The 11,541-nt window shown below is 51.9% G+C and carries 11 protein-coding genes; 1 reads left to right on the top strand and 10 read right to left on the bottom strand.

Going from position 1 to position 11,541, the window contains the following annotated elements; genetic code table 11:
* Window positions 1-23 precede the first annotated feature (23 nt).
* The 8 genes from GQS10_RS10270 to GQS10_RS10235 form a co-directional block, all read right to left on the bottom strand.
* Window positions 24-722 (bottom strand): urease accessory protein UreF, encoded by a 699-nt coding sequence (locus GQS10_RS10270; RefSeq protein WP_166241707.1) that lies wholly within the window; start codon window positions 720-722, stop codon window positions 24-26.
* A gap of 13 nt (window positions 723-735) precedes the next feature.
* On the bottom strand, window positions 736-2,457 hold the full coding sequence (ureC, locus tag GQS10_RS10265) for an urease subunit alpha (protein WP_166241705.1): 1,722 nt from the start codon (window positions 2,455-2,457) through the stop codon (window positions 736-738).
* Entirely contained in the window at window positions 2,454-2,822 is a 369-nt protein-coding gene (locus GQS10_RS10260) for an urease subunit beta (RefSeq protein WP_166241703.1), read from the bottom strand. The genes ureC and GQS10_RS10260 overlap by 4 nt, the downstream gene beginning before the upstream one ends.
* Window positions 2,819-3,157 carry an urease subunit gamma gene (locus GQS10_RS10255; RefSeq protein ID WP_166241701.1) on the bottom strand — a complete coding sequence of 113 codons (339 nt, stop codon included), beginning with the start codon at window positions 3,155-3,157 and terminating at the stop codon, window positions 2,819-2,821. Before GQS10_RS10255 ends, GQS10_RS10260 begins: the two co-directional genes overlap by 4 nt.
* A 169-nt stretch (window positions 3,158-3,326) precedes the next feature.
* Window positions 3,327-4,370, bottom strand: a complete 1,044-nt coding sequence (locus tag GQS10_RS10250) for an SAM-dependent methyltransferase (protein WP_166241699.1) — start codon at window positions 4,368-4,370, stop codon at window positions 3,327-3,329.
* A gap of 12 nt (window positions 4,371-4,382) precedes the next feature.
* Entirely contained in the window at window positions 4,383-5,153 is a 771-nt protein-coding gene (locus GQS10_RS10245) for an ATP-binding cassette domain-containing protein (protein WP_166241697.1), read from the bottom strand.
* 15 nt (window positions 5,154-5,168) lie between these two features.
* Window positions 5,169-6,005 carry a deoxyribonuclease IV gene (locus GQS10_RS10240; RefSeq protein ID WP_166241695.1) on the bottom strand — a complete coding sequence of 279 codons (837 nt, stop codon included), beginning with the start codon at window positions 6,003-6,005 and terminating at the stop codon, window positions 5,169-5,171.
* A complete protein-coding gene (locus GQS10_RS10235; protein ID WP_166241693.1) occupies window positions 6,005-6,865 on the bottom strand; it encodes an Fpg/Nei family DNA glycosylase in 861 nt (286 codons plus the stop codon). The genes GQS10_RS10240 and GQS10_RS10235 overlap by 1 nt, the downstream gene beginning before the upstream one ends.
* A gap of 222 nt (window positions 6,866-7,087) precedes the next feature.
* On the opposite strand from GQS10_RS10235, the gene GQS10_RS10230 reads away from it, so the two are divergent.
* Window positions 7,088-7,765, top strand: a complete 678-nt coding sequence (locus GQS10_RS10230) for a DUF421 domain-containing protein (RefSeq protein WP_166241691.1) — start codon at window positions 7,088-7,090, stop codon at window positions 7,763-7,765.
* A gap of 42 nt (window positions 7,766-7,807) precedes the next feature.
* Here GQS10_RS10230 and GQS10_RS10225 read toward each other — a convergent pair whose 3' ends face one another.
* Window positions 7,808-9,193 (bottom strand): ribonuclease H-like domain-containing protein, encoded by a 1,386-nt coding sequence (locus tag GQS10_RS10225; RefSeq protein ID WP_166241689.1) that lies wholly within the window; start codon window positions 9,191-9,193, stop codon window positions 7,808-7,810.
* On the bottom strand, window positions 9,150-11,468 hold the full coding sequence (locus GQS10_RS10220) for a DEAD/DEAH box helicase (RefSeq protein WP_166241687.1): 2,319 nt from the start codon (window positions 11,466-11,468) through the stop codon (window positions 9,150-9,152). Before GQS10_RS10220 ends, GQS10_RS10225 begins: the two co-directional genes overlap by 44 nt.
* Window positions 11,469-11,541 lie beyond the last annotated feature (73 nt).

Here is an 11,541-nt window from a genome sequence, read left to right as displayed (position 1 = left end):
TTAGTAAAGTTGTCATCGTTGGATTAAGACATAAACAATCTGGAATACAGCGTTTCATGCCGCATCATTTCGAGCTCGGCGATGAAGGCGTTCGACGAGCAGTCGAACGGATCCAACCCGGAGCTGCGGGACCAGGCCGCTTCAATATGCGGGATCAGCTCCGCAAGCATCGCCTGCCCTTCGGTTTGGCCGATGGCCATCAACCGCAAAGAGCAATTCACCGCGGCGCTGCAGCTCGTGTACAGCAGCCCGTGCACCGCTTGATCGCGAGGAATGCCGAGCTGCCAGGCAATCCACCCCAGCACAACGGGCAAGGTGCCGACACAGCTGCCGCTTTTCATTGCCTCCTCCAGCGGAGTCCATTCCAGCTGCGGATAAATCGTCCGCCCCAGCTGAAACAGCCTGCGGCCAATTTTACGCATCCCCTCGCGGGTTTCCTCGGCCTGTCGCTGCACATGCAGCAGCTGATCCAAATCCCACAGCTGCTCCCATCTTTGCTCGGGCGCGTATTCGTATACGGCCTTCACACCCAGAGCATCCGATGTCGCCCAGCTTTGATAAAGCATAGACAGGATGTAATTCCGCACATCCTCCGACGTTTGAATTCGGCCATGCTGGACGTAAGCTTCCAGACCGAAGGAATGGGAAAAGCTGCCGACCGGAAGCGCCGAATCGAGAAATTGTACAAAAGAAAGCCATGCTGTTATCGTACGGCCGGGCAACAGCCCCACCTCCTTAAAACATAAAATACAGCTGCGCCATCGGCAGCACTTCCGCTGGCTCACACCCTACCGCGACGCCGTCGACCTTCACTTCGTACGTCTCGGGGTTCACTTCAATCAGCGGCGTACCGCTGTTATGAATCATATCCGCCTTGCCAACGGAGCGGCAGCCCCGAACTGCTTCCACTCTCTTTTGCAGCTTCAGCTTTTCCGGAACTCCCTGCGCTAACGCGGCTTGGGATACAAATGTTATGGAATTGCTGTAGATCGAGCGCCCGAACGACCCGAACATCGGTCTGCCATAGACCGGCTGCGGCGTCGGAATCGAGGCGTTCGGATCGCCCATTTGACTGTAGGCGATGACGCCGCCCTTCAGGATCATTTCCGGCTTCACGCCGAAAAACATCGGCTTCCACACAACCAAATCGGCAAACTTGCCTTCTTCTACCGAGCCGACCAGATGGGAAATGCCGTGGGTGAGCGCCGGATTAATCGTATATTTCGCAACGTAGCGCTTAATCCGGTAATTATCGCCGTCCACCGAGTCTTCGCTCAGCGGCCCGCGCTGCTTTTTCATTTTGTCCGCGGTCTGCCAGGTGCGGATGATAACCTCTCCCACTCGGCCCATCGCCTGGGAGTCGGATGAAATAATGCTGAACACGCCCATATCATGCAAAATGTCCTCTGCCGCGATCGTCTCCGGGCGAATTCGCGAATCCGCGAACGCGACATCCTCCGGAATGCGGCTGTCCAAATGATGGCAAACCATAAGCATATCCAGATGCTCCTCCACCGTGTTAACCGTGTACGGACGCGTCGGGTTGGTCGAAGACGGAATGACATTCGGCATGCCTGCAGCGCGGATAATATCAGGCGCGTGTCCGCCGCCCGCACCCTCCGTATGATACGTGTGGATCGTGCGGCCGTTAATAGCCGCAAGCGTATCCTCCACAAAGCCGGATTCGTTCAAGGTATCGGTATGAATCGCGACCTGCACATCGTATTGATCTGCGACGGTTAGACACGTATCGATAGCAGCAGGGGTTGTTCCCCAGTCCTCGTGCAGCTTCAGCCCGATCGCCCCGGCCTCGATCTGCTCACGCAGCGGCTCGGGTGTCGAGCTATTCCCTTTGCCAAGGAAGCCAATATTCATCGGAAACGCTTCAACCGACTCCAGCATCCGATGAATATGCCACTCGCCCGGCGTACAGGTCGTCGCATTCGTTCCGGCGGCAGGTCCCGTTCCGCCGCCGATCATCGTAGTTACGCCGGAAGCGAGCGCCGTTTCAATTTGCTGCGGACAGATGAAATGGATATGCGTATCGATCCCGCCCGCCGTTACGATCATGCCTTCGCCGGCGATCACTTCCGTGGACGCGCCAATCACCAGCTTCGGATGCACGCCATCCATTATATCCGGATTACCGGCTTTGCCGATGCCGCATATCAAGCCGTCGCGAATACCGATGTCCGCCTTCACGATCCCCCAATGGTCGATTATGATCGCATTGGTAATAATCGTATCCGGGACGCCTTCAGCGCGCGTTGCCTGCGATTGCCCCATGCCGTCGCGGATTACTTTGCCGCCTCCAAACTTCACCTCTTCGCCGTATACCGTGAAGTCCTTCTCGATACAGGCCCACAGCTCCGTATCCGCCAGCCTGACCGCATCCCCCGTTGTCGGACCGAACATCGAAGCATAGGATTCCCGGTCCATAGATCTTGTCGGTTTCATGATCTCGCCTCCCACTGCCTCAGCTTCTCCAGCGTTTCTTGATCCGGTGATCCCGGCTGCAGCGACTCCGATGCAGAAAGCCCGTTAAAGCCTTGAACACGGCGTCGTCCGCCGATCTCCACCAAAGTGACCCGCTTCTCTTCCCCCGGCTCAAACCGGACGGCCGTACCTGCCGGAATATCGAGCCTCATGCCGTAAGCAGTCGGCCTGTCAAAGCGAAGCGCCCGGTTCACTTCATAAAACACGTAATGTGAACCCACCTGAATCGGACGATCCCCCGTATTCACGACATCGAGCTCGATCCTCTCCCTGCCCGCATTAAGCTCAACCAACCCCGGTTTGATCCGGTATTGTCCTGGAATCATTCCAAAGCACCCCCGCTTTGGCCGGCTGTCGGCGCTCCAATTGGATGATGCACCGTGACAAGCTTCGTCCCATCCGGGAACGTCGCTTCCACCTGCACCTCACCGATCATCTCTGCCACCCCCGGCATCACTTGATCCTCAGTTAAAATTTGCTTCCCATATTCCATCAACTCGACCACCGATCTTCCATCCCGTGCCCCTTCCAAGATTTCCGAGGTCAAAAGCGCCATGCTCTCCGGATAATTCAGCTTAACTCCTCGGGCTAAACGGCGGCGCGCAACATCAGCAGCAACGGTAATTAACAAGCGTTCCTTTTCACGTTCCGTAAAATGCACCTCTTCGCCTCCAAACCGAACATTATATGTTACTAAACCTAACATTGACTATTATTATATCGCGTTTCTATCCATTTGTCTCGCCAAAATCTAACAAAGGCACAAAAAAAAACATGAATCGTTCGTAAAAACGATCCATGCCTTTGTAAAACACGAATATTTGATTCCACTATCCTTTGCGGAAAATCATCGTTAACTCATCGCGGTTATGAAACAGCTGCTTCGCCCCAACTTCCGTCAAACCGCCTGAACCGAACGCCTCTCTGGCTTCTCGGATCGTTTGGAATGGCTTGCCGTGCATCAGCTTCAAGGTAATAATCGCCGTTCCACCAGCCTGCAGCGAATACAACAGCTCTTTGATCAGCTTCTGCATTTGTCTTGGGCTCCAGCTCATATCGCAGACGAGCAGATCAAACTCGCCCTCGCGAAACTTGACATCCGCAGCATTTTTGCGCAGATAGGTTAGCCTTGGATTGGATAGCAGTGAAGCATCCAGCTGACCAGGATCCACAGCCGTAACCTGAAGATCCCGCTCCAATAGAAGCGAAGTCCAGCCCCCCGGCGCCGCCCCGATATCGAGCGCCGACGAAAATGAATCCAGCTTCAATCCAAAGCGAACCTCCGCTTCCAGCAGCTTGAATTTCGCTCTTGAAATAAGACCTTCCTCGCGCCGAAAACGTATTGCACCACCAGGCCAATCCGACAAATTCTCATCCGGAGTGGAGCAGCCGATCCATACCCATTCTTCTGTTACAAACACGGATACAATCCATGCCGCTTCATTCACGGTAGGAATCATTCCATACCTCTCTGTGAGCTCCCGCTCGAAAGACGCTTTCCACTCCCCGACCGAAGCGTCTTCGCCGGCCTTTTCCGTCCTGCGAACCTGAACTGCCGTCTTTTGCCCGTTCAATTGTGGTAAATCAGCTCGATCCAACGCCTCTCTTACCGTTTGCTCGACATTCGAGGCTACCGGCACTTCGACCAGTACAGGCTGAACATGCCGGACAAAAACGGGCTCTTCCGCCTTCAGCCCCTTCAACACCTCATTAGAGGATAAAGGAACCTCGACGATAAGCACTTCCGAAGGCACGAGATGCTTTCCTCTCGCTCCCGGGAACAACCTTCTCCATTCTTCTAATGCATACACCGCAGAACCTCGATTGCTCGTCGAGATCCAGCGGGACGCAGCTTCAACGTTAGTAGACGACACAGCAATCCGCTCCTATTGTCCACGAACGCGCAGCCATGGGCGTCCGTAAGTCCAATCAATATCTACATTCACATCAAAAGCGCGGCGAACATTGTCCTCCGTCAATACCTCACGCTTTTCACCGGAGGCAATGACGCTTCCCTGTTCAATCACCGCGGCATGCGTGAAAAACGGCATGATCTCCTCCAAATGATGCGTGACATACACGATGCTCAGCTTCTCCGCACCAATCTGTTCGATGACCCGCAGCAGCTTCTCGCGCTCAAATATGTCCAGCCCCGAGCAGGGCTCGTCCAATATAAGCAGCTCCGGCTCCTGCATGAGCGCCCTAGCAAGCAGAGCCTTCTTCCGTTCCCCTTGCGACAACGTTCCCAAAGGGTGATCCTGAAGCCGCTCCAGCCCTACTTGACGTAATCTTTCGATCGCTTTTTCTTTCACCGCTGCTGGAATTTCTGTGTAAAAACGCAAAAACGCATACTCTCCGGAAGCGACTGCCTGCCACAACGGATCAGCGGGCTGCATTTTCTCAAACAACGATTGCGATATATAACCGATCCGCTTTCTAATTTCGCGGAGATCGCATTGACCGTACGTTTCGCCTAACACATGCACCTTTCCGGTACTTGGGAACATATAGCCGTTAATGATTTCAAGCAAAGACGTTTTTCCTGAGCCATTACGGCCGAGCAGGGCCCAATGCTCTCCCTTTTTTATATGTAGAGATATATCGGATAAAATTTGCGTTTCTTCTCTACGCAATGAAACCTGGTCCAAACGGATCACATTTGTTTCCCCCTTCTACTCCCCGCCTAACAGCTTTCGCACATAAGCGATTTCCTGCCCATGAGTATACTCTTCGGGCACAGGAGTTTCAAGAACAATCGGCAGTTCCCTTAACACCTCACTTGGGATGCAAAGCCTTTGAAATCCGTTTTCACCGATATAACCCTTGCCGATATTCTCATGGCGGTCGCGAAGGGAGCCGCAGGGATGCTTCGAATCATTCAAATGAACTGCTTTTAGATGCTCAAAATATCCAAGCTCTTTCCCTTTGGCCTTAAGCTCTTCCCCATTCTCAAGAGTCCATACCCCGCTTGCAAATATATGGCATGTATCGAGACAAAAGCCAATCTTATCCGGATAGTCCGACAAGCCGCGAATTTGGGTAAGCTCCTCCAGCGTTGAGCCGACCTTGCCGCTTTCTCCTGCCTGATTTTCCAATAAAATGAGCGCTTCGCCGCTGTAGTCCGCCAGAATCTCATTTAACGCCGAAATGATGTTGCGGTAGCCTATAAGCGGGTTCTTTTCTTTAAATTTTCCAAAATGAACGACAAGCCCTATCGACCCGCATGAATCCGCAATCGAAAGATCATTTTTAACCGACTGAATCGTGGGTTCCCGAAGCGATCCCGTAACCGCCAAATTCGTCGCGTACGTCGTATGAGCAATCGAACGAATGTCATTCGCCTTACAAAAATTCGAGCACGCTTCCGCGTCTGCCTTGTCCCATTCTTTGATTGATAGGGAGCGCGGGTTTTTGGGGAAATATTGAAACGCATTTCCGCCAATGGCCGCAGCCGTCTGCGCAGCTGCCAAAAACCCTTTTCGAATACTGATATGGCAGCCTACATACATCACCGTTGTCCCCGGTCATACGCGCCCCTAGCAAACACTCCGGAAGGAAGCTCTTGACAGCGCAGGCAATAAAACACTTTACGTCCCGACAACTGCTCCTGCGTAATCGGACCGCCGCACCGAACGCACGGCTCTCCGCCCCGATCATACACTCGGCACCTATCGTTATAGCCGCCGGTATGCAAGTCCCCTTCGTAAAGCGGATATTCCATATATCCTCCGTGAACGATCGCTTCGCGCAGCACCGAACGCATCGAAGAATACAATGTCCGTATATGATCGTCGGAAAGAGAAGAAATCGGTGAATCCGGACGAAGCTCGGCGTCGAAACAAATTTCATCGGCATAGCAGTTTCCAATTCCCGAAAACACCTTTTGATCCGTCAGGACAGGCTTTAGAACACCGCGACGGGAACGGAGCTGAGACCACCAAGCCTCTTCGGTAAAAGTAGGATCCATCGGCTCCGGGCCTAGCCCGCCGGTTTTACGTTCCAGCTCCACCTCATTCAATAAAAATAAATAACCTAATCGCAGCCCGATAAAATGCAAATGCTTATCCCCGAACGAGAGCCGTACCTGAACGGTTCGATTCGGTCTTTGCTCCTCCGTGCCGTAGAACATCCATCCGCCCAGCATAAGGTGCAATAAAAGCGATTTACCACTGTCAAGCCGAAACACAAGATGCTTTGCCCTGCGCTCAATGCCGGTGATCGTCCTGCCTTCTACCTCATGAATAAAAGGTCCCGCTTCGGTCAGACCGACTGATTTCACCCTCTCCACCTGCACCTCAGTAATCGTCTTTCCTAGTAGTAAAGGTTGAAGAAGCATCCGGTACGTTTCCATCTCAGGCAATTCAGGCAAAACAACTCCTCCTCCGACCAGCTGAGTTTTTTACCTACTATGTACCAAAAGTTTACTTTTCATTCGAATACCTTACCTTCTCTAGTTTTATACCATAAGGTAAAAGGCGGAGTATTATAACGATCATCGGGCAAATTAAGATCAAAGATTGGGAACAATCTCCATCCTTCCAAAGCATTCTGCGCAAGAACAATCTATAGTTAAAGGATTTGTGATGACTCCATGAGTTCTTATTTAAACATTGCCTTAGAGCTATTTATTGGTTTTCTCGCGTTGTTTACGTATACGAAAATCATGGGGAAAACTCACTTTTCGCAGCTTACTCCCTTTGACTTTATATCCGTCTTGATCCTTGGAGAACTGCTTGGAAACGCGGTTTACGATGATGAAGTGGATATCTGGAAGGTACTGTTCGCCACGGGCCTGTGGGCCGTTTTGATTTTCTCATCCTTATTCGTCACTCAAAAGAACAATAAGCTGAGAAAGCTATTAGAAGGCGAGCCGTCGATCATTATTCATAAAGGAAAAATTGAGTATAAAACGATGAAAAAAAATAATATGGATATGAATCAGCTGCAGAGCCTTGTTCGTCAGCAGGGACATCTCTCCGTTAGCGAATTGGAGCATGCCATTCTGGAAACCAACGGTTCCTTGAGCGTTTTTCCAAAGCCCGACTATGCTCCGCCCACAAATAAGAATCTGCGAGTAAAAGCGGCTGCCGACCCTATACCAGTCACCTTAATTTTGGACGGTAAATTGGTTGACGGAAATTTCAAGGAAGCCGGAGTAGACCGTTCCTGGTTAATGGAGCAGCTGGCCCGCAGAAAGATTTCACACCATAAAGAAGTGCTGCTGGCGGAGCTTAAAGGTCATCACGAGCTGTTCATCCAAACAAAATGACCTTTATTCTCCAGCCAGCCCCGTGTTCAGTTGCCAGGTCGTCTACAGCAAATCCGAAATGGAAACCTGTTCCACCCGAGTCGAGGTTATGCTTCTTCTCGATATGCTCACCTTACGCTCTGAATGCTTATATTGTTTACGATGAAGTCTTTCACAGCGCTTCTCCAAGCTTGCCAGCAGCTCTCTTCCCGCTTCGCCGCCGCGTGCCATCGAGACTCGTTTTCTCGCTCTGCTCAAAGCAGCTTCCGCCCAATGCAATGCCTCCTGCCAATCCTTGATCCTATGCTCATAATACATGGCCAGTTCGATATAAGGGTCTAGTACGGCGGGAATTACACGGTCATTATGCATTGCAATATAGGCTTTCCATAGTTCAACCGCCTTCTGATGCCGGCCATTTCGTTTATACAGCTGGGCGATCCCCAGAAAAAAAGCTGATTTTTCACGTTCGGGATATTGAAGCAGCGCTTCCAGCACCTCTTCCGTTTGCGGCGTACGGCCGATATGATCAAACCAGCAGGCGAGACGAAATAACTCCTCGGCGCTTTTTTGCTTCCAGAGCGGCTGGCCCCCAATTAAATCGCACAAATAACCGCACAAGGCTGCAAGAGATACAATGTCATGTTCATTATGAATAAATACGCCTTTGATATCCTCCACGTTTTCGCTCGTAAGATATTGCACATAGAGCACCGGCGCCATAGAACCGGGTACGTCATTCATTCGATAAAACCCTAGCTGTCTTCCTTCTACCGTCCCCAAACTGCAGGAAGGCATCGTTCGTTTCCACAGCCTGCGTGATGGATAAAGCAAATCCATATGGACCGGTTCCGCCGGAGCCTGCAGCCGATGGAGCACGAACCGGTTTTTTACTACCGGCCAATCAAAGCTTCTCCCGTTGTAGGTAACGAGATGGCTGTATTGCTGCAGCTTGTGCTGCAGGTATAAGAGCACCGCGTACTCCTCCGCCGGATTTCGTATGAACAGCTGTTCGATAGTAAAACGATTTTCGCTGTAAAATCCGATGCCGATCATAAAAGCAACATTTCCGGCACCAATGCCCAGCCCCGTCGTCTCGGTATCCAAAAATAAAAGCTGCTCCCGATCACATTCCAATGCAGCTGAACCTAACAGCCTGATCCCCTCATGACCGGAATCGTTCCATGTGAGGGGAACATGGCCATGACGGTAAGATAGCGGATAATGCTTCGTTCGCATGACGAAGCTGCCGCCCTCATTGGTATAAATGACAGCCTCCAGCTCTGACCATGGGTCTTCTGCAGGAGCGGCAGCCGGCTTCAGGGAAGGCAGCTCTTGATGCAGTGAAGCCTCGCTGTTATTCGTCGAAGCAGCGCTTGACTGGGTCAGCCGTTTCAACCGATCCTTAAGCGAGCTCATGACGTCCATCTCCCATTGTGCCTCTGCCAATTCGTCCATGCCGCAAGAGGCGAAGCGCCAGCTGCTTGCCTGTTAACCCTACTTCTTCAATCGGTCCGACACATGCCGGACAGCCGCTCAAGCAAGTGCAGCCAGAGATAAGCGACTCCGCTTGTCTCAGCAAATCCTCACGAACCTCATACAATCTTTCGCTTAACCCGATTCCGCCGGGATAACGGTCGTATAAGAAGATGGTCGGCTGCTTCGTTTGAATGGATTTCACCTGCGGGACAACACGAATGTCCATCGGGTCGCACATCAAATACAACGGAGCGATATGCACGAGGACATTGGCGAGCCCGAGTAAGGCAAACTGCATGTCGTTACCCGAAAAGGCTCCTGTCGTTTGTTCATGAAAAGTGATCCAGTAGCTGCTCGTGTGCAGCTCTTCTTCAGGTAAATGGATCGGCCCAGAGCCGATATTTTCATGCGTGCGCAGACGAATTTTCTTAAATATCGTCGGCCTTGCAACGACAGTAACCTCTCCGTAGCAATGCTCATCGCCCTCATTGGCCGATGTCCGGTCGACATGCAGCACCTTCAGCTCAACCGCCATATTGGCATCGGTAAAATAGTCCACATTCACTTCGCGAACGTAAGCTTTCTTCTCCGCATAGTCGAGCTTCTCCACCTGAAATTGGACGCCTTCATGAATATAGATCGCTTCCTCATGGATGAGCGTCGGCGCACTGAATCGATCGACTTCACCGATCACCCGATGCCCGTCGGTCATGTCGATAATAATAAAGTTTTCTTGCGCTGCCGCCCGCAAAGAAATGTTATTAGCCGGAAACGCCTGCGCCATCCAGTACCATCGGTCACCGGTGGAATGCAGCACCTTCTCCTCGCACAAAAACTCAAGCAAATCCTCCAGCTTTTCTTCTCCGAAGGTCTCCCCTTTCTCGAACGGAAGCTCATAAGCAGCGCATTTCACATGATCTAATAAGATAATCAGGTTATCCGGATGAATTCTCGCCTGCTCCGGTGCGCGATGGAAGAAATAGTCCGGGTTTTGAATGACGTATTGATCGAGCGGATTGCTGCTCGCTACCATAAACGTAACCGAGCTTTCCTGTCTGCGGCCCGCACGGCCGGACTGCTGCCATGTACTCGCAATCGTTCCAGGGTAACCGTTCATTACGCACGCTTGAAGCTGGCCGATATCAATGCCAAGCTCAAGTGCATTGGTGCTTACAACGCCGCGGATTTCCCCGCTGCGCAGTCCTCTCTCGATTTCGCGCCGCAGCTTAGGCAAATATCCGCCGCGATACCCCCGAATCGACTTCGCTCCCAGTTCATGCTTAATCGTGTCTTGAAGGTAGGTTAATAAAATTTCAACCCTGACGCGGCTTCTTGCGAAAACAATCGTTTGTATCCCCTGCCTTAACAGCAGCCCAGCCAGCTTACGAGTCTCGAGCACGCTGCTGCGGCGGATTCCCAGCTGACGGTTGACAACCGGAGGATTGTAAAAGACAAAATGCTTCTCTCCGGCAGGCGCTCCATTGCGGTCGATTAAGGCGACCTTTTCACCGATAAGCCGTTCCGTATGCTCCCGGGGATTGTCGATCGTAGCGGAAGCGCACAAAAATTGCGGCTGCGAGCCATAAAAGCGGCAGATCCGCTTCAGCCTGCGAATGACGTTCGCCACATGGCTTCCAAACACGCCCCGATAGGAATGCACCTCGTCGATGACGATATATTTAATATTTTCAAATAATTTGACCCATTTCGTATGGTGGGGCAGGATGGCGGAATGCAGCATGTCCGGGTTCGTCACGACGATATGGCCTGCGTTGCGAATCGCCTGACGGACGGTCGGCGGCGTATCCCCGTCGTAGGTATACGTCTTGATATCCACCCCCATGCGGTCTACCGTTTCCTGAAGCTCAGCCACCTGATCCTGAGCAAGCGCCTTCGTAGGAAAAAGATACAGCGCTCTGGCCGCATCGTCCTGAACAATCGACTGCAGCACCGGCAGGTTGTAGCATAACGTTTTGCCCGACGCCGTCGGGGTTACCGTTACCGTATGCCGCCCTCCAAGCGCCTCCAGAAACGTTTGCGCTTGATGGGAATACAGCTGCTGAATTCCTTTTGCCTCAAGGGAGCTCCGAATCAAGGGGTGGAGCATTTCCGGAAAAGCAGAATATTCCGCCTCGCGGGGCGGGATGGTATGCCAGTGGGTTATATTTTCACTTAATTCGCGATCCGAGCGAACAAAATCGATCACTTCGGAAATCGAATTCATCTTCCCTGTTAGCGGATTCATCGTAACTAAAGCAACTCCTCTACTCGATACACCTCCTTCTATTCTACTAGAATGTATGTTCGCTTTTCAACCA

Source organism: Paenibacillus turpanensis, from assembly GCF_011421635.1.
Taxonomy (GTDB): Bacteria; Bacillota; Bacilli; order Paenibacillales; family YIM-B00363; genus Paenibacillus_AK; species Paenibacillus_AK turpanensis.
The sequence above is the reverse complement of the archived record's forward strand: the minus strand, read 5'-3'. Positions and strand labels throughout refer to the sequence as shown.

Bases quoted from the DNA above. Each gene is read 5' to 3' on its own strand.
- ureC (WP_166241705.1), bottom strand. From the start codon at position 2,457: ATGAAACCGACAAGATCTATGGACCGGGAATCCTATGCTTCGATGTTC.
- GQS10_RS10230 (WP_166241691.1), top strand. From the start codon at position 7,088: ATGAGTTCTTATTTAAACATTGCCTTAGAGCTATTTATTGGTTTTCTC.
- GQS10_RS10240 (WP_166241695.1), bottom strand. From the start codon at position 6,005: ATGTATGTAGGCTGCCATATCAGTATTCGAAAAGGGTTTTTGGCAGCT.
- GQS10_RS10260 (WP_166241703.1), bottom strand. From the start codon at position 2,822: ATGATTCCAGGACAATACCGGATCAAACCGGGGTTGGTTGAGCTTAAT.
- GQS10_RS10220 (WP_166241687.1), bottom strand. From the start codon at position 11,468: ATGAATCCGCTAACAGGGAAGATGAATTCGATTTCCGAAGTGATCGAT.